This window comes from Azorhizobium sp. AG788 (assembly GCF_943371865.1).
Lineage (GTDB): Bacteria > Pseudomonadota > Alphaproteobacteria > Rhizobiales > Xanthobacteraceae > Azorhizobium.
In genome coordinates this window covers 1-19,137 of record NZ_CALRWL010000020.1, presented here as the reverse complement: position 1 = coordinate 19,137, position 19,137 = coordinate 1, and the positions used below count along the sequence as shown (strand labels likewise).

Annotated in this window: 13 protein-coding genes and 2 tRNA genes; 8 read left to right on the top strand and 7 right to left on the bottom strand. The window is 65.8% G+C overall.

What is annotated here, in order from left to right:
• Position 1: 1 nt before the first annotated feature.
• On the bottom strand, positions 2–1,408 hold the full coding sequence (locus tag AAG816_RS13405; RefSeq protein ID WP_341990147.1) for an MBOAT family protein: 1,407 nt from the start codon (positions 1,406–1,408) through the stop codon (positions 2–4).
• A 221-nt stretch (positions 1,409–1,629) separates the two neighbouring features.
• Between AAG816_RS13405 and xth the strand changes: the two genes are divergently transcribed.
• Positions 1,630–2,418, top strand: coding sequence for an exodeoxyribonuclease III (gene xth / locus AAG816_RS13400; protein ID WP_341990146.1), 789 nt, complete (start codon positions 1,630–1,632; stop codon positions 2,416–2,418).
• Between the two features lie 34 nt (positions 2,419–2,452).
• Here the strand turns inward: xth and AAG816_RS13395 are convergent, their stop codons facing one another.
• The 6 genes from AAG816_RS13395 to AAG816_RS13370 all read right to left on the bottom strand — a co-directional run bounded on the left by AAG816_RS13395 (position 2,453) and on the right by AAG816_RS13370 (position 11,128).
• Positions 2,453–3,355, bottom strand: coding sequence for a tetratricopeptide repeat protein (locus AAG816_RS13395; protein WP_341990145.1), 903 nt, complete (start codon positions 3,353–3,355; stop codon positions 2,453–2,455).
• 317 nt (positions 3,356–3,672) lie between these two features.
• On the bottom strand, positions 3,673–6,456 hold the full coding sequence (locus AAG816_RS13390) for a valine--tRNA ligase (protein ID WP_341990144.1): 2,784 nt from the start codon (positions 6,454–6,456) through the stop codon (positions 3,673–3,675).
• A 381-nt stretch (positions 6,457–6,837) separates the two neighbouring features.
• Positions 6,838–8,043 (bottom strand): DUF2497 domain-containing protein, encoded by a 1,206-nt coding sequence (locus tag AAG816_RS13385; RefSeq protein WP_341990143.1) that lies wholly within the window; start codon positions 8,041–8,043, stop codon positions 6,838–6,840.
• A gap of 171 nt (positions 8,044–8,214) precedes the next feature.
• Positions 8,215–9,603, bottom strand: a complete 1,389-nt coding sequence (locus AAG816_RS13380) for a TolC family outer membrane protein (RefSeq protein ID WP_341990142.1) — start codon at positions 9,601–9,603, stop codon at positions 8,215–8,217.
• Between the two features lie 184 nt (positions 9,604–9,787).
• Positions 9,788–10,459 (bottom strand): protein-L-isoaspartate O-methyltransferase, encoded by a 672-nt coding sequence (locus AAG816_RS13375; RefSeq protein ID WP_341990141.1) that lies wholly within the window; start codon positions 10,457–10,459, stop codon positions 9,788–9,790.
• A 93-nt stretch (positions 10,460–10,552) separates the two neighbouring features.
• The gene (locus AAG816_RS13370) at positions 10,553–11,128 is read right to left on the bottom strand and encodes a hypothetical protein (RefSeq protein WP_341990140.1); all 576 of its coding nucleotides are present in this window, start codon (positions 11,126–11,128) and stop codon (positions 10,553–10,555) included.
• Between the two features lie 177 nt (positions 11,129–11,305).
• Between AAG816_RS13370 and AAG816_RS13365 the strand changes: the two genes are divergently transcribed.
• From AAG816_RS13365 to AAG816_RS13335, 7 genes are all read left to right on the top strand, one after another.
• Positions 11,306–11,379: transfer RNA gene (locus tag AAG816_RS13365), tRNA-Cys, on the top strand.
• A 197-nt stretch (positions 11,380–11,576) separates the two neighbouring features.
• Complete coding sequence (locus AAG816_RS13360) at positions 11,577–13,421, top strand: ABC transporter ATP-binding protein (protein ID WP_341990138.1); 1,845 nt, start codon at positions 11,577–11,579, stop codon at positions 13,419–13,421.
• Positions 13,422–13,551: 130 nt separating this feature from the next.
• A tRNA-Asn gene (locus AAG816_RS13355) sits at positions 13,552–13,626 on the top strand.
• A 554-nt stretch (positions 13,627–14,180) separates the two neighbouring features.
• Positions 14,181–15,680: a deoxyribodipyrimidine photo-lyase gene (locus tag AAG816_RS13350; RefSeq protein WP_341990137.1), complete on the top strand. Its 1,500-nt coding sequence runs from the start codon at positions 14,181–14,183 to the stop codon at positions 15,678–15,680.
• A gap of 79 nt (positions 15,681–15,759) precedes the next feature.
• A complete protein-coding gene (locus AAG816_RS13345; RefSeq protein WP_341990136.1) occupies positions 15,760–16,791 on the top strand; it encodes a cysteine synthase A in 1,032 nt (343 codons plus the stop codon).
• 34 nt (positions 16,792–16,825) lie between these two features.
• Entirely contained in the window at positions 16,826–17,668 is an 843-nt protein-coding gene (gene sseA / locus AAG816_RS13340; protein ID WP_341990135.1) for a 3-mercaptopyruvate sulfurtransferase, read from the top strand.
• Positions 17,669–17,845: 177 nt separating this feature from the next.
• On the top strand, positions 17,846–19,137 hold a 1,292-nt coding region (locus AAG816_RS13335), incomplete at its 3' end, for a HAMP domain-containing methyl-accepting chemotaxis protein (protein ID WP_341990134.1).

Sequence of the window (19,137 nt, the reverse complement as noted above, 5' to 3'; positions counted from 1 at the left end):
GTCAGAACCGATAATACAGGAACGGCGTACCGGTCCCGCCACCCACCCACAGGACGCAGAACAGCATCAGCACGCCCACCATGGCATAATCCGCGCTGGCGGCGAGAAGTCCCTCCCCGCTCAGCACCTTGGGCCGTGGCCAGCGCCAAAAGCCGATCAGGCCGCCGACGACCAGCGCCGTGATGCTCAGCGGGTGAAGGCCAAACCCGAATGCGGTGGACTGGCCCGATAGGCCGTTCACGCCCACAAGCCCTTCGAACATGTCGATGGCTTCGGGCACCGTCTCGGCGCGGAACCAGACCCAGCCCAGCATGACCACCAGCACGGTGTAGAGATGCGACACCGCCGCCGGCAGGCGCTTGAGCACCCGGCCCAGCCCGGCCCGCTCCAGCACCAGGAACGCGCCATGGTGGGCGCCCCAGATCACGAAATTCCAGCTCGCCCCATGCCAGAGCCCGCACAAAAGGAAGACCGCCCAGAGATTGGCATAGGTGCGCGCCGGGCCTTTCCTATTGCCGCCCATCGTGATGTAGACATAGTCCCGCAGCCAGGACGACAGACTCATATGCCAGCGCCGCCAGAAATCGGTGATGCTGAGTGCGGCATAGGGCAGGCGGAAATTGCGCGGCAGGGTGAAGCCCACCATCACGCCCAGTCCCACTGCCATGGCGGAATAGCCGCCGAAATCGAAATAGATCTGGATGGTATAAGCGTAGAGTCCCGCCCAGGCTTCCAGCACGGTGGGATTGGTGGTGGCATCGAACACCGAGTCCGCCAGCCGGGCCACCTCATCAGCGATCAGCACCTTCCAGGCGAGGCCAATGACGAACAGCCGGGCACCGGCGGAGAACCGCCCCCAGGTGGTCCGCCGCTCTCCCAATTGCCGCGCCACGCTGGAATAGCGCACGATCGGCCCCGCCACGAGCTGCGGGAACATGCACATGTAGAGCGTGAATTCCATCAGGCTGCGGTTGGCATGCACCCGCCGCTTGTAGATGTCGGCCAGATAGGAAATGGCGTGAAACGAATAGAACGAGATCCCCAGCGGCAGTGAAATGGCCGGAACGGGAATCTGCGCATGCAACGGTTCCAGCAGGACGTTGACGTTCTGGAGAATGAAGCCGGTATATTTGAACACGGCCAGGAGCAGCGCATTTCCCACCACGCCAAGGATGAGAACCCGCTGGCGGGCGGCCCCTTCTCTCTGGTCGATGGCCAAAGCGAGGCGATAGTTGGCGTAGATCGATGCGAGCAGAAGAATCAGATGCGGCGTGTAGCCCACAGAATAAAAGACGATCGAAAAAACGATCAGAATGACGTTTCGCGTCTTCAGCTCTTTTGCCGCAAAATACAAGATCAGGAAGAGCGGCAGGAAATAGAATAAAAATTCTATCGAAGCGAACGTCATGCTGTGGTTGCCGATCTCCAGGCTGGCTTGCCCTGGCAATGCCACCGTTTGGCCGCGCGAGCAAGCCGGGATCACGAGATTGCGAACGCCGCGCGGCCCCCGCGGGGCTTGGATCCTCGGGCCCAGGATTTCCACGCCCTGCCATGGACCGGGTATTTTTCACCAAGCCGGTTCAAAGCCGGGCCGTCCCACCCTATCCTTCCCGCCGCGAAGGAGTGCCCATGCGTATCGCCACCTGGAACGTCAATTCCGTCCGCCTTCGGCTCGACCATGTGCTGGCCTGGCTGAAGGACGCCCAGCCGGACGTGGTCTGCCTGCAGGAGATCAAGTGCCAGACCGATGTGTTCCCCCGCGAGCCGTTCGAGGCGCTGGGCTACAATGTGGCGGTGCTGGGCCAGAAGACCTTCAACGGCGTCGCGGTGCTGTCCAAACTGCCGCTGGAGGACGTTACCCTGGGCCTCGCCGGCGATGACGGCGACGTACAGGCCCGGTTCATTGAGGCCGTGGTCTCGGTCAAGGGTGGCGTGATGCGGGTGTGCTGCATCTATCTGCCCAATGGCAACCCGCCCCAGACCGAGAAATACGACTACAAGATGGGCTTCATGGCCCGGCTGAAGGCCTTCACCGCCGCGCGTCTGGCCCTTGAGGAGCCGCTGGTGCTGGCGGGCGACTTCAATGTCATCCCCGGCCCCGCCGATGCCTCAGATCCGGCCGCCTGGGTGCAGGATGCACTCTATCTGCCGCGCACCCGCGCCACCTATCGGGATCTGATCCATCTTGGCCTGACGGACGCGATCCGCGCCACATCCGACTCGCACAAGCTGTTCACCTTCTGGGATTATCAGGCCGGCGCCTGGCAGCGGGATTTCGGTATCCGTATCGACCATCTGCTGCTGTCGCCCCAGGCGGCGGACAAACTGATCGGTGCGGGAATCGACAAGCACGTGCGCGCCTGGGAACGCCCCTCGGACCATGTGCCCGTGTGGGTGGACCTGCGCGTCGCGGCTTGAAGGTGTCGGAGGAAACGACCGGGGCGCGGCGCCGTCAGCGCTGCGCGCTCTTCAGCCATTGTTCGAGATACTGGAGTGCCAGCGCCCGCTCGTCCGGCGTCGCCTCGGAAAAGGCGTCCTCATAGAGGTCCACCACCCATTTGTCGTCCGGCGCGGCGGCGCCGTCGCGCGCCAAGGTCAGCCACATCAGGCCCCGCGCACCCTGCCGAGGAATGCCGTCGTCGCCGCGGAACAGCAGATGGCCCAGCAGCGCCTGGGCCTCATACTGCCCCTTCTGCGCGGAGAGGATCAGCCAGCGGGCGCCCTGGCGGGGGTCACGCTGGGTGCCGACGCCGTCCAGATACATCTTGCCCAGCCGGAATTGGGCATCGGGATCGCCGAAATAGGACGCTGCATAGGAGAACATGTCCCGCGCCCGGTTGGGGTCGCGGCGCACCGCCGTATTGGGGATGCCGGCCAGATAATAGGTTCCCAGCGCCACGAAGGCGCTGGCGGCAAACCGCGCCTGCGCGGTTCCGGGATAGTCTTCCGCATGCAGATTGGCGATGCGGCTGAAATATTCGAAGGCCTTGGCATCGTCGCGTTTCACGCCGTCGCCGTCCGCATACATGCGTCCCAGCTTCCATTGCGCGGCCGGATGGCCCTGGTCCGCGGCATAGCGCAGCGCATCGACCCCCTTGGCCGTCTGGCCGGAGCGTAGCGCCTGGGTGCCGGAGCGGAACGCCTCATCCACCGGGCGCGCGCCGGGGGGCAACGGCAGGCTGGCGGGCGGCGTCAGGGCGGCCGATGTGCCCCCTTGCGCGTTGCCATCGAATGCCTGCGCGGGCAGTCCCGTCACGACCAGTAAAGCCAAGCCCATCACCGCCGCAATTGCAGCGGGGCGTGCCAAGCCCACCCGCAGGTGACGTCGTCCGATGATGGCGGTGTTCAATCTCATGATGGACACAAGGTGCCATGGGGTGCGGGCGACATCACGGCCGACCCAAGGCCGCGTCAAGGCTTCTCCTTGGCGGCGGGGCTCCATTGCCCATCCTTGAAGACCACAATCGGTCCTGCACCCTTGCATCCAGAAACCCACCTCGGGACCGGCGGAGGGGAACATTTCCCGAGCTACGCGACCGCCGTTACCCCACTCGGTTTCGTGGCGTTTTGTGGCGGCTTCGCGGCGTCTGGGGGCTCAAGCTCCCCAGAGTCATTATAAGAAAGCCGGTGTGGCTTTGCTGTCACACGGCCCCCTAGCGCCCAGAGGACTGGTCAAGCCCCGCGCGACAATTGGTTAATGGCCAAAACCACCTTGTCTTTGCGGGCCAGATACTCGGCACGCTTCTCACGTTCCGCCTCGACCACCTCCTCCGGCGCACGGGCGACGAAGCTCTCATTCCCGAGCTTGCCGTCGATCCGCCCGACCTCCTGGTCGAGCTTGGCCACTTCCTTGCGCAGCCGCTCCAGTTCGCCCTTCAGATCCACCACGCCCGCTAGCGGCAGCGCGGCCACCTCGCCGCGGATGACCATCTGCACGCTCTCGGCCGGCACATCAGCCGCGAACCCGAGGTCGGAGAGGCGCGCCAGCCGGCGGATGGCATCCTCCCAGGCGGTGGCACGGGCGCTGGTCTCCGCGCTGACGCCCACGAGCACCAGCGGCACCTGCGCTGCGGCCGGAACATTCATCTCCGCCCGCACCGAGCGGATCTCGGTGACCAGATCCAGAACCCAGCCGACCTCCGCCTCGGCGTCGGGGGCTTCCAGGGACAGCACCGGCCACTGGTCGAGCGCCAGCAGCCCCTCACGGGCCGGGCCCTGCTCCCCGGTGCGCGCCCACAATTCCTCGGTGAGGAAGGGCATGAAGGGGTGCAGCAGCCGCAAAGCCACATCGAGCACGAAGGCGGTGGTGGCCCGGGTCTCGTCCTTGGCGGGGCCGTCGGCGCCGGTCAGCACCGGCTTGGCCAGTTCCAGGTGCCAGTCGCAGAACACATTCCACAGGAAGCGATAGACGGCACCGGCTGCCTCATTGAAGCGATAGGCCTCGATGGCTGCCGTGACCTCGTTGGTGGCGCGGGTGGCTTCGCCGAGGATCCAGCGATTGAGCGTGCCATCGACCGTCATGGGGTCGAAACCGGCCACCCGCGAACACCCGTTCATCTCGGCGAAGCGGGTGGCATTCCAGAGCTTGGTGGCGAAGTTGCGATAGCCTTCCACCCGCGAGGTGGCGAGCTTGATGTCGCGTCCCTGCGCCGCCATCGCCGCCAGCGTGAAGCGCAGCGCATCGGCGCCATATTGGTCGATCAGGTCCAGGGGATCGATGACGTTGCCCTTGGACTTCGACATCTTGGCGCCCTTCTCGTCCCGGACGAGGGCATGGATGTAGACATCCTTGAACGGGATCTCCTCCATGAAATGGAGGCCCATCATCATCATCCGGGCCACCCAGAAGAAGATGATGTCGAAGCCGGTCACGAGAACGGAAGTCGGGTAGAACTTCTTCAGTTCGGCGGTCTCGTCCGGCCACCCCATGGTGGAGAACGGCCAGAGAGCCGACGAGAACCAGGTGTCGAGCACGTCCTCGTCGCGGGTGAGGAATTCCGCGCGCTTGTCCGCATCGTCGATCAGCGCCTGCGCCTCATCGGGCGTCAGGTTTTCGGCCGCCACATTCTTGGCCAGGGCCGCCTCGAACGCCGCATCCGCATCCAGTTCAACGAACACATTGCCGAACGGGTCATACCAAGCCGGGATCTGGTGCCCCCACCAGAGCTGGCGGGAGACGCACCAGGGCTGGATATTTTCCAGCCACTCGAAATAGGTCTTCTCCCAATTCTTGGGCACGAAACTGGTCTTGCCCTCGCGCACAGCGGCCAGGGCCGGCTGCGCCAGGGTCTTGGCGTCCACATACCACTGGTCGGTGAGCCAGGGCTCGATCACCACGCCGGAGCGGTCGCCATGGGGCACCGTGTGCGCGTGCGGCTCGATCTTCTCCACCAGTTCCAGATTGGTGAGCAGTTCGACGATGTGCTTGCGGGCCGCGAAGCGATCCATGCCGGCAAGGTGGCTGAGCACGCCGCCGAAATCCGGGTCGTCCACATAGGCCTCGCGGCGGGCCTCATAGTCCGAGCGAATGTCGTCCGCCACGATGCGCGCTTCCGCATCCAACACATTGATCATCGGCAGGTGATGCCGACGGCCCACCTCGAAATCGTTGAAATCGTGCGCCGGGGTGATTTTCACCGCGCCGGAGCCCTTCTCGGGATCGGAATAGGTATCTGCCACGATGGGGATGCGCCGGCCCAGCAACGGCAGCACGACGAACTTGCCCACCAGATCCGTATAGCGCTCATCGTCGGGATGCACGGCCACCGCCGTATCGCCCAGCATGGTCTCGGGCCGGGTGGTGGCGACGGTGATGAAGCGGCCGGGCTCGCCCTCGACCGGGTAGCGCAGATGCCACAAATTGCCCTTCATCTCCACCGGCTGGACTTCCAGATCGGAGATGGCGGTGAGCAGCTTCGGGTCCCAGTTGACCAGACGCTTGTCCTTGTAGATCAGCCCCTTGCGGTGCAGATCCACGAACACCTTCAGCACCGCGCGGGACAGGCCCTCGTCCATGGTGAAGCGCTCGCGCGACCAGTCGCAGGACGCCCCCAGGCGCTTGAGCTGATTGACGATGGTGCCGCCGGATTCCGCCTTCCAGGCCCAGATGCGCTCGACAAAGGCGGCGCGGCCCATATCGCGGCGGCCGGGCTCCTTGCGCTCCAGCAACTGGCGCTCCACCACCATCTGGGTGGCAATGCCCGCATGGTCGGTGCCGGGCTGCCACAACACGTCCTTGCCGCGCATGCGCTCGAACCGCGCCAGGATGTCCTGAAGCGTATTATTGAGCGCATGGCCCATGTGCAGCGAGCCGGTGACGTTCGGCGGCGGAATGACGATGGAGAAACCAGGGGCATCCACGCGCTCGGGCCGGCCGCAGCGGAAGGCGCCGGCCTCTTCCCAGGCGGCGGAGATGCGGGCCTCAACGGCGGCGGGGTCGAAGACCTTGTCGAGCATATGTCAGCTCCGCGGACGGCGGGCGTCCCTCAGGAAGAAACCAATGGGCCGGCCGGGAGCGCACCAGCGCCCATCCTCCGTCCCCATGAATAGCGCGGGGCCACCACCGCGGCCCGAGGGGCCGAAAGCGCCGATGGCCCGGAGTGCGCGTTAAAGCCGCTCAACGCCCCTCACGTCAACGGGCGACGCGCGCCATCACGATCCGGCGCTTCCGGAGACGGCCAGTGGCGGGAAAAGACGACACATCCAAACCAAGAGATGGCGCCTGGTGGCGTGAAGGCCTCGATCCAGCCGCGATCACAGGCCGGAGACCTCTTGCGCCTCAATGGCGGCGAAGATGTGCGAGGGCCGATCGGCCGGGTGCACACGCCCGAAGCGGCCTCAGCGGCCGGTGCGGGCGACGCGCTCGATTTCCGCACGGACCAAGCGCTCGACGATGTCGGGCAGGTGGTCATCCAGCCAAGTCTTCAACATCGGCCGCAGGATCTCCTTGATGAGATCCTCCACCGTGCGCCCCTGCTGCGGCAGGGAGGCCTGGCCCAGTGAGACATCACCCAGCGACTCGAACGCGGCCATGACGGCGGCATCTACCGCCGGCGACAGCAGGTCCTTGCGCCGGGGTTCGGGCGACGCCACCGGACGCGCCGGGCGGGCATCCAATGCGACCCGGGCCGTCGGCCGCTGAGGTTCCGCAGCCGCTGACGCGGATACACCGCCTCTCACCGACGGCTCGTGGGCAAGCGCTGCGGAGCCTTCGCTCTGATAAAAGTCTCCGAACGCTGCGGCATCGTCCGCGAAGGGGCGTCGCTCGCCAAACTGGCGCCGCGGCTCCGCAACCGGACGCTCTGCTGCCATCGGGGCGGCGTCGGGACGGACCGGATCAAACCGCACCGGACGGGAAGCCACGTCCTCAGACGCGCCATCCTCAGGTCGGGCGACCTGTCGATGCGTCGGCTCGACCCGCCCAGGCTCGGACCGGCTCATCTCGGGATGTGCGGTCTCGGCAGGCGCTGCCTCCGTCCGAGCCGCCAAGCGTGACGCGTCCGGCACCACAGCGCCATGACGGATGGCGTCGTGGCGCGGACGATCCAGATGGGGCACCTCGGCGCGCGGCGGCTCATGACGCATCGCCTCCGCCCGCGGTGGTTCGGCCCGCGGGGCCATTTCGACACGCACTGGATCAAGGCGCGGGGGAGCTGGACGCTGGGGCTCGACGCGCATCGGCTCCACGCGCATCGGATCCGACCGCGGCGCCTCAGCCGGCCGTGCCGTCACCGGGCGCGGCGCGTCATTGCGCGAACCATCCCCGCCACCGCCATCGGTGCGCACGGGGTCCATGCGCGGCGCAAACCCGCGGTCGGCCTCGAGACGCGCCCGATCCGCCGGCGCCCGTTCCGTGCGATGCTCGTCTGCGGGCGCGCGGCCAGTTTCCGGCCGCGGTGCGGCAGGCCGAGACGCCTCTGCGCGAGGCGCCTCCGGGCGCCGTGCATCAGGCAGCCCATCCTCACGCCGCGCCACCGGGCGCCGGACCGGCGCCTGATCGTCGTCGGCGATGATGCGTCGGATGGAAGCCAGGATCTCTTCCATGGAAGGCTCTTGCGGCTTTGGATGTGCGGACATGTCTCGCCCTCGGCCGAAGACGTCCTTCAACCCGCGCGCAACGCCGAGTTTCAGTATGGACGCCAGAATCGCCACCTATCGCTCGAAGTATGTCATCGCACCGAGCCGCTACAACAGCGTTCGGCCGCCGTCCCGTGATTATTTCCCATCCGGGGTACGGGTTCCCGCCCAGGCATCACGCACCTGTTCATAGTGAACGCGGGCGTCATAGACCGGAACCTTCAGGGCCAGCGACACGGCATCGAGCTTGCCGATGGTGGAGATCAGCGAGTAGGCGGCCACCACACGATCCCGCTGGGCAGTCACCAGCGCTGATTTCGCATTGGTAAGGTCCGTCTGCGCATTCAGCACGTCGGTGGTCGTGCGTTGCCCGACGCGCCATTCCTCGCGAACGCCCTCAAGCGCCAGCGTATTTGCAGCCACGGAGGCCTGCGCCGACTGGATCTGCACCTTGGCAGCCTCAAGCGCGCCCCAATACTGCACGGTGTTGGCGCGGATGGTATCGCGGTTCACATCCACCTCGATGCGCGCCTGCGACAGATATTCCTTGGCCTGCCGAATGGCGGAATATTCGGCACCGCCCTGATAGATCGGAACCGTCAGGTTCAGCGAGACGCCGGCAGAACTGGCGCTATCCACCGCGTTGCTCTGGTCGTAGCCCTGGGCCAATTGCCCCTGAAGGCTCAGATTGGGGGCTAGGCCCGCCTCCGACATCTTCACCTGGAACATGGCCGCATCCACGGCAAACTTGGAGGCCTGGATCGCCGGGTGCTGGGCCAGCCCTTGCGCGACCGCGCGGTCCACGGTGGGCGGGATCATGAATTCGATGGACCGGGGCGGCGACAGCTGGCCGGGCTCCACGCCGATCACCTGGCGGTAGACCGCCCGATCGGACGAGAGATTGGCGACGGCTTGGGCAACTTGGTAATTGGCGTCGGCCACGCGGGCCTCCGCCTGCGCCACGTCCGTGCGGGTCACCTCACCGACATTGAAGCGGTCGCGGGTGGCGCGCAGTTCCTGCTGCAGGGCCGCGAGGTTCTGCTTCTGCAGATCCAGCAGGGCGATCGCCTGCAACACATTCATATAAGCGGTGGCGGCGTTCAGCAGCACCGTCTGTTCGGTATTGCGCAAGGTCTCGCGCGAGCCCTTCACGGTCGACTCGGCTTTGCGGGTGGTGCTCGCGGTCAGCAGGCCGTTGAAGATGGTCTGCGTGACCGTGAGGTTCACGGACCGCGGCATCAGGGTCCCGTCCGTGGTTACGCCCGAGGATGTCGCCCGGGAGTACTGCCCCCCGACACTGGCACCGGCAGACACAGTGGGGCGATAGCCCGACAGTGCCTGCGGCACGTTCTCGTCCACGGCACGGGTGCCGGCACGCTGGGAATTGAGGGACGGGTTGTTCACATAGGCCTGGGCCATGGCGGCATCCAGGGTCTGGGCGGAAACGCCCGACGCCAGGACCGCCGACAGCGCCGTCGCCGTAGCCAAAACAGAAAGGCGCCGGCCAATATTCGTCGCAAGCGACATCGAAATCTCCCGAACCGCGGCTCCGCTCAAAGCAGGACGCCACACGAAGCCAGACGCGCGGATTTAAACTGGACCATAGCCACCGGACTTCGGAGAGGGAACCAACCGGTTCGATCCACCGACGCTTTTTTGAGCTACCGCGACAGTTCGGACACAGGTGTTGTCAGAAGGTAAATGGATGTGGTCAAAAGGTAAACTGGGGTGCCGCCTCAAATCCCGGCAATGGCGGGATTGCAGCGTTGAACACCACGCGCTCGCTGACCGCGCTGCCCACCTTGGTGAACACGGCCGCACGGGCAGCCCCGCCACGGCCCACAACCGAAACGAGCCGTCCGCCGTCCTTGAGTTGCGCGAACAGCGCCTGTGGCACGACATCCACCGAGCCATTCAGCAGAATCACATCATAGGGGGCCTCGCCCGCCCATCCCGCGGTCAGCGCGCCCTTCAGCACGGCCACATTGGTGATGGCAAGATCGGCCAATGCCGCATTGGCGGCCGCAACAAGATCGCCATCATCCTCCAAGGCAACCACCTGCTGGCACAGCCGCGCCAGGACCGCGGCCGAATAGCCGGTGCCGACGCCGATATCCAGCACCAGCGCGTCCGGCGGAATGTCGGCCAGTTGAAGCAGCTTGGCGAGCACCATGGGCTCGATGAGATATCGCGCGGGCGCACCATTGGCGGCGGCGCGGATCACCAGATCGTCGTCGATATAAGCCAGGGACCGCAGATGCTCCGGCACGAACCGTTCGCGCGGAATATCCAGCATGGCGGCAACGATTCGCAGGTCGGTGACGTCATTGGCTCGGACCTGACTGTCCACCATGCCGCGGCGAAGCTCCACGAAGTCGATCATCTCATCCTCCGGCCGGTCCGACAGGGCCACAATATGGGCTCAAGAGCCACACCGCCGCCGTTTTTGCAAGGCGGCGATGTGGCGTCGTCGCGGCTACTTCGCGGGAGCGTCGGCCCGCAGGTCCGCCAGCCCCGTGAAGGTCACCTGGCGGAAAATGATGTGGTCGCCGGACTTCAGCTTGCTGAAATCGCCCTGGTCGCCGGGCATGGTGAAGGTCACAGAATTCCCAGCGGGGCCCTGCAAGGTGATTGCGCGGGTGTCGGGCACGATCTTGGTGATGGTGGCGGAGAATTCGCGGCGGTCACTGACCACGGCGCCGGGCTTGGCACCCAGCGGGGTGGTGTCCACGGTCACCACTTCCACCGGAACCGGCGTGCCGTCATTGGGGTGCACCACGCGGATGTTGGTCACCTGCTCCACCGCCAGCTTCACCTCGTCGCCTGCCTGGATCTGCGGGAAATTCTTGACCTCCGGCCCCACCTTGATGGCCGACCACGTACCGTCGGGACCGACCAGGGTGACCGTACGGGCAGCCGCATCCACCGCAGAGACCTTGGCCACCGCAACGGTGACATTGCCGAAGGTGAATTCGAGAATCGGGCCGGCCGCCAGTGCCATGCCGGGCAGCAAGGCAAAAGCGGCGGTCAGAATGAACTTGCGCACGGACATGGACATTTTCTCCAGGACATCTCCCTTGCTGGGAGTCGGCCCTGGAGTGCCGTACAAAGGTAACGAAAACAAGACGCGCCGCCGCCTCTCCCGTTCACATGCCGTTGGACAGTTTGCCGGCATACGCGTTCGCCTCTTGCTCCCCGGCTCGCGGTGCTTTAGGGAACCGCTCGGTGAGGCCACGTGGCGGAGTGGTTACGCAGAGGACTGCAAATCCTTGCACCCCGGTTCGATTCCGGGCGTGGCCTCCAGTGCCGACGCGCCATCCGCCAGAAATCGCTTCCCGCATGGCCGTCCGCTTTCCGAGCCCTGATGGCTCGTGCTATTCCCCGCGCCAGACCCATAGGCCGGGCGGGATGAGATGCCGCGACAGAATGTGCCGCGACGTTGACTTGCCGCCGGGATGGCGGTTGATGCATCGGCGCATGGCCCGCGCCCGGAGATTTTCATGACCTTCAAACCGTTGGCGCGCCTGCGTGCGACCATCGAAAAAGACGAGAGCCTTCGAGTGGTTCAACGGCTGTTCATTACGGACGGCCGGATGCACTGGAGGGGCTACGCGACTGCTTTCGCCTTCATGGGGATGATGGCCTTCTCCACCGCCGGCATGGCGTGGCTGATGCGCGACGCGGTCAATTCCATCTTCGTGACCCCCACCGTCGCCGCCATCTGGGGCGTGGCGCTGGGTGTCATGGGCCTGTCCATCGTCAAGGGCGTTTCCGCCTATGGCCAGACCGTGGCGTTGTCGAAGGTGGGCAACCGCATCGTCGCCGACAATCAGAAGAAGGTGTTCGACCATCTGCTCGGCCAGGAGGTCTCCTTTTATGCCGCGCGGCATACGGCCGAGATCACCATGCGCCTGCAGCAAGGCGCCAACTCCGCCCGCGACACGCTGAATCTGGTCATCACCTCCATCGGCCGCGACCTGCTCTCGCTGATCTCGCTGGCTGCGGTGGCGGTGATCCAGGATCCGACGCTGGCTCTGTTCGCCTTGGTGCTGATGCCGTTGGCCGTGGGTGGAACCCGCAACCTCATCAAGAAGGCGAAGAACATCTTCCGCAAGGAATTCGCCAGCGGCATCAAGCTGTCGTCCACCTCCATGGAGGTGATTCAGGGCATGCGCACGGTCAAGGCGTACACCCTGGAAGAAATCATGCGACGCCGGGTCTACAGCTATGTGGACGATGTGGAGCGTGCCGCCAACAAGCTGGTGCGCACCCAGGCCAAGTCCAGCCCGCTCATGGAAACCCTGGGCGGATTCGCCATCGGCGGCGTAATTCTCTATGCCGGCTACAATGTGATGGTGGTGGGCAAGAGCCCCGGCGAGTTCTTCTCGGTGCTGACCGCCCTGCTGCTGGCCTATGAACCGGCCAAGCGCCTCGCCCGCTTCCATGTGGAGCTGGCCTCCCATGTGATCGGCGCGAACATGCTGTTCGAGCTGCTCGACATGCGGGCGCCGGAAACCGAGGATGCCCACCTGCCGTCTCTGCCCAAGGGCCCTGGCCGTGTGGTGTTCGAGGATGTGGTGTTCGGCTATCGCGAGAACGAGCCGGTGCTGCGGGGCCTGAACTTCGTCGCCGAGCCGGGCCAGACCACGGCCCTGGTCGGCCCCTCGGGTGGCGGCAAGACCACCATCATCAGCCTGATAGAGCGATTCTATACCCCGACCGCGGGTACGGTCAGCCTTGATGGGGCGGACATCACCCGCTTCAACCGCGGCTCGGTCCGCGCCATGACCAGCCTGGTGAGCCAGGACGTCTACCTGTTCTCCGGCAGCGTGCGGGAAAACATCGGCTTCGGCCGCGAGGGTGCCAGCGAGGACGAGATCATCGCGGCGGCGAAGGCGGCTTATGCCCATGACTTCATCATGAGCTTCGAGCATGGCTACGACACCGCCGTCGGCGAGCACGGCGCGCAATTGTCCGGCGGCCAGCGCCAGCGCATCGCCATCGCCCGCGCCTTCCTTAAAAACTCGCCGATTCTGCTGCTGGACGAGGCCACCGCGGCGCTCGACAGTGAATCGGAAGCGGAAGTGCAGAAGGCGCTGCAGGCACTGCAGAGCACCCGCACCACCATCGTCATCGCCCACCGCCTGCAGACCGTGGTGCGCGCGGACCGCATCTGCATCGTCGAGCACGGCCAGATCGCCGAGAGCGGCCGCCACGAGGAGCTGATGGCTCGGCGCGGGCGCTATTACGGTTTCTATCAGGTGCAATTCGCCCACGAGCGTAAGGACGGGCCCGAAGCGGAGCATGGCGGCGAAATCGAAGGCCAGGCGCTCCTGAGCGCCTGAGCGTTGCAGGCGTTGGATTCTCGAAAGATATCCACCGCTCTGGGACAAATGGGGTGAGAAATCGCGCGCCTTTGACTTCACAAGCCGGCACACGGTTGCTATATCGCCGGCCTCGGGTTTGAACACCCGTTCCTCGGTAGCTCAGTGGTAGAGCAACCGGCTGTTAACCGGTTGGTCGCTGGTTCGAATCCGGCCCGGGGAGCCAAATTCGAAGGGGGATATGGACTTAGGTCTTGTCTCGTTTCGCATTCAAAAGATCCTCCAGGTGCTTCGCGCCTGGGGGATTTTTTGTTTCTGACGTTGAGATCATGCCCGATCGCCCGCGGTGCGTGGAGACGGCACGGAGGGCGGCGCCACGACGGCGCAAAATCGCTTCTGTCACCGGCCGCGGCCCTCTATGCTTTGCCGGAACGAGACAGGGTTGTAGGCGCGCAGCCCTGCGACCGCGCATGGGAGACACGCCGTGACGATGCATCAATGGACCGCGAAGCACTGGATCTTCGCGAGCGTCGTCATGATTCTGGCTGTGCTGACCTTCCTCGCCAGTTGGGCGTGAACGCGGGCCAGTGATCCCCTGCCCTGCGTGGGGCGTACAAGGGACATGACGGTTCCGTCGGCCCATATCCGCATCTGAGGTGGGGGCGCGGCCACTGAGCAGGCACGTCAGCCCGCGCAGATCTCGCCCCACCGGGCCCGTCACCCACGGGGCGTCGCAGATCCATTGCACGATCCCACATCGTGCCGCCGGAGGATGACGCCATGGCCACCGCACCAACCTCGACCGCGACTCGCCAGCCAGCCTCCCCCATCTCCCCGGCCCTGGTCTGGTTCCGTGACGACCTGCGCCTGGCGGACAACCCGGCCCTGTGTGCCGCCGCCGCCGAAGGGCGCCCCGTGGTGGCGCTCTATGTGCTGGACGAGGACAGCCCCGGCCTGCGTCCACTCGGCGGTGCCGCGCGCTGGTGGCTGGCGGGCGCCCTGCGCGCGCTCCAGGACGAATTGAGCCTCCATGGCGTGCCCCTGCTGCTGCGTCGCGGCCCGGCGGCCCGCATCGTACCCGACGTGGCCCGGCAGGCCGGCTGCGGGCTGGTGGCGTTCAATATCCGCACCGAGGCCGCCGCCGCAAAGGTGGACGAGGCGGTCACGGCTCGGCTCCGGGCCGACGGGCGCGAGGTGTGTCCCACCCTGGGCCATCTGCTGCATATGCCTGGCAGCGTGCGGACCGTGGCCGGCGGGATGCCGCGCACCTTCTCCGCCTTCATGCGTGGGGCGGTGCGCGATCGTCCCGCGCTGGCCGTGCTCCAGGTGCCGCTGCTGCGCCCTGCCGCCCACGCTTTGGCCAGCGAGGCGCTGGACGCCTGGCATCTGCTACCCACCGCGCCGGACTGGGCCGGCGGCTTGCGTGCCGCTTGGACCCCGGGCGAGCCCGCAGCCCGCGCGCGCCTTGAGGGGTTCATGGAGGATGGCCTGGCCGGCTACGGCACCAAGCGCGATCGGCCGGACCTGCCCCACGTGTCCCGCCTGTCCCCCCACCTGCGGTTTGGCGAGCTGTCCCCCCGTCAGGCCATCGTCGCGGCTGCTTCTGCGGGTGCGGCTGGCGACGCGCCGGCGGGGGACGTGCGCAAGTTCGAGGCCGAGGTCTATTGGCGCGAGTTCTCCTACCATCTGCTCCATGCGATGCCGGACCTCTCCCGCCGCAACCTGCAATCGGCGTTTGACGCCTTTCCCTGGCGCGAATGTTCCGGTGATCTCAAGGCCTGGCAACACGGTCGCACCGGCTATCCCATCGTGGACGCGGGCATGCGCCAGCTCTGGACCACCGGCTGGATGCACAATCGCGTCCGCATGGTGGTGGCCTCCTTCCTGTGCAAACACCTGCTGATCCACTGGCAGGACGGCGAGCACTGGTTCTGGGACACGCTGGTGGATGCCGATCCCGCCAGCAACCCGGCCAGCTGGCAATGGGTGGCCGGCTCCGGGGCGGATGCGGCGCCGTATTTCCGTATCTTCAATCCTGTGCTGCAGGGCGAGAAGTTCGATCCCGACGGCAGCTATGTGCGCACCTATGTGCCGGAACTCGCCCGCCTGTCCGCCCGCTTGATTCACAAGCCTTGGGAAGCCTCCAGCCTGGACTTGGCCCACGCCGGCATTCGCCTGGGCGTGGACTATCCCAGGCCGATCGTCGATCACGCCGCGGCCCGTGAGCGGGCGCTGCGGGCGTTCGAGCATACCCGCAAGGAGATCCGCTCAGCCGGGTGAGGCGGGACACCACAGAGGCGGCGGTTGCTGCCCTCTCGCCCGTTCGGTAGGCTGCCTCCAGATAGCTGAGGTGGTTCTCATGAATTTCCGCGACGGGCTTGTACATTCCATCGGCCATACGCCTCTGATCAAGCTCAAGCGGGCATCGGAGCTGACCGGCTGCACCATTCTGGGTAAGGCCGAGTTCATGAACCCCGGCCAATCGGTGAAGGATCGCGCGGCACTGGGCATCATCCAGGACGCCGTCGCCAGGAAGCAGCTTGAGCCTGGCGGCGTCATCGTCGAAGGCACCGCCGGCAACACCGGCATCGGCCTGGCGCTGGTGGCGGCACCGTTCGGCTTCCAGACGGTGATCGTGATCCCGGAGACCCAGTCCCAGGAAAAGAAGGACATGCTCCGCCTCGCCGGCGCCACCCTGGTGGAGGTGCCCGCTGTGCCCTATTCCAACCCCAACAATTACGTGAAGGTGTCCGGCCGTCTGGCCGAAGCGATCGCCAAGACCGCGCCCCATGGCGCCATCTGGGCCAACCAGTTCGACAATGTGGCCAATCGGAACGCGCATATCTCCACCACCGGCCCGGAGATCTGGGACCAGACCGACGGCAAGGTCGACGGCTTCGTGTGCGCGGTGGGCACCGGGGGCACCTTCGCCGGGGTCGGGCTGGCGCTGAAGGACCGCAATCCGGCGGTCAAGATCGGCCTCGCCGACCCCATGGGCGCGTCGCTCTATTCCTTCTACACCACCGGCGTGCTGCACGCGGAGGGCAGTTCCATCACTGAGGGCATCGGCCAGGGGCGCATCACCGCCAATCTGGAAGACGCGCCGGTGGACGCGGCGTTCCAGATCCCTGACGCGGAAGCCATCCCCATCGTGTTCGACCTGCTGGAGCACGAGGGCCTGTGCCTGGGGGGCTCGTCGGGCATTAATGTTGCCGGCGCGATCCGTCTTGCGCGGGACCTCGGGCCGGGCCACACCATCGTGACCATTCTCTGCGACTACGGCACCCGCTACCAGTCCAAGCTGTTCAACCCCGAGTTCCTGCGTTCCAAGGACCTGCCGGTTCCGGCCTGGCTGGAGCGCAAGGTCGAGGTCCCGAACGTCCTTCTCTGACGGCAATGACCGACAACACCGCGAAAGCCCTGCAATGACCGCCTCCTCCCCCTTCGTCTCCACCGAATGGCTCGCCGCCAACCTCTCCGCACCCGATCTGGTGATTGTCGACGGGTCGTGGCACCTGCCGCCCAGCGGGCGCAACGGCAAGGCGGAGTTCCTGGAGCGGCACATCCCCGGCGCGGTCTTCTTCGATATCGATGCCATTGCCGATGATTCGACGGGGCTGCCGCACATGCTCCCCACCCCGACCGCCTTCGCCGCCGCCGTCGGCGCGCTGGGCATCGGCGATGGCCTGCGCGTCGTGGTCTATGACGGCTCGGGCCTGTTTTCCGCCCCGCGGGTGTGGTGGACGTTGAAGGCCTTCGGCGTGCGCGAGGTGCTGATTCTGGATGGCGGGATGCCGAAATGGGTGGAGGAAGGCCGGCCCACCGAAAGCGGCCCCGCGATCCGCGCTCCGGCGGTCTTCTCTGCCCGCTTGGATCGTTCCATTGTGGCGGATATCGCCAAGGTTGAAACGGCGGTTGCTGGGTCGATCATCCAGGTGCTGGATGCCCGGCCGGCGGACCGTTTCGCCGGAACGGCGCCCGAGCCGCGCCCAGGCATTTCATCGGGGCACATCCCCGGCAGCCTCAACCTGCCCTTCAACCGCATCGTCAAGGATGGCCATCTGGTCTCCCCCGAAAATGTCCGTGCCGCCTTGCTGGACGTCGGCTTGGACCTTGATCGGCCGGTGGTGACCACCTGCGGGTCCGGCGTCTCCGCAGCCATCCTATGGGTCGCACTGGAGAGCATCGGCAAGATGCCTTTGGCACTGTATGACGGCTCCTGGGCCGAATGGGCCTCCAGCGGCAAGCCGATCGCATCCGCTCCATAATGGCGTACTATCCGCAGGCTGTATGTTTCACGTCCTGCACCCTCATCAGCCTCACGCAAGATCCCTCCCCAACTGTCCGTAAGTGCGGCGGGGCAAGAGGGGTAAGCCCTTCAACGTCATGCATTTCTTGCGGACCCGTCCGAACCGGCGGCGTCCTGACGTTGAAAGGTCACGGCCATGTCGATCAAAAATCTTCCGATCATGTTCAAGATCGGCATTCTGATCTTGATGCTGGGTGTCTGCGCCCTCGGCGGCACCCTCTTCGCCGGCGGTAAGATCAATGATGTGTCGGACGCCTACAACGACGCACTGGTGGAAGAGGCTGGCTATCTCCAGCTCGCCCGGGTGAACCGCCAGACCGTTGGCATCCAGCGCTCCATCTACCAGCTCGCGGTTGCCACCACCGAAACCGAACTCAAGGCCGCGGAAGAGCGTTACGCCTCGACGCTCGCCGCATTCGAGACCCGCGCCAAGGAGGCGCGGGCAATGCTGCCATCTCAAGCTGCGCAGATCGACAAACTTGGGGTGGACATGCGTGCCGTCCTTAGCGGCGCCTGCGCGCCAACCCTCAAGCTGGCGCGAGAGTCCCTGGCCCCTGATGACATCATCAAGGCTGGCCGCATGATGGTGGCGGATTGCGACCCTGCCCTCCGCGCTCAGGTCGACGCCGTGACCAAACTGATCGATGAAGGCGTTACAAAGTCAAAGGCCGCTCTGACCAACCTCGACAAATCAACCGCGTCCACGGTCACCTTCCTCAACATCCTCATGGGCTGCGTCGTGGTTGCCGCGCTGGTGATCGCGGCCCTCGTGACCCGCTTCGGCATCGTCAAGCCGATCAACGACATCCTGGCGGTGATCGCCCAGATCCAGGGCGGCGCGCTCACGGTCACCGTGCCGAGCACCGATCGCAAGGACGAGGTGGGCACCATCGCCAAGAGCGTGGAAGCCTTCCGCCTCGGCTTGGTCGAGGCCGAGCACCTGCGCTCTGAGGCCGCCCTGCAGGAGCAGCGCTCCGCCGAGAAGGTGCGCAACGAGCGCCTGGAGATCGCCAGCACGTTCGAAGCCAGCATGGGCGCCCTCGCCAACGCCTTCGCCCAGTCCTCCAACGAAGTGTCGGAAGCGGCCCGCAATCTCGCCTCCACCGCCGAGGAGACCTCCCGTCAGGCGGAAGCCGTGGGCGGCGCGGCCGAAGAAGCCAGCAACAATGTGCAGACGGTCGCCGCCTCCACCGAGGAGATGACCGCCTCGATCCGCGAGATCGGCTCGCAGGTGTCCCACGCCGCCAAGATCGCCGCCACCGCCGCGGACGAGACGGCACGCACCCAGACGGAGATCATCGAGCTCTCGCAGTCGGCGGCCAAGATCGGCGAAGTGGTGATCCTGATCACCAACATCGCCAGCCAGACCAATCTTCTGGCCTTGAACGCCACCATCGAGGCGGCCCGCGCCGGCGAGATGGGCAAGGG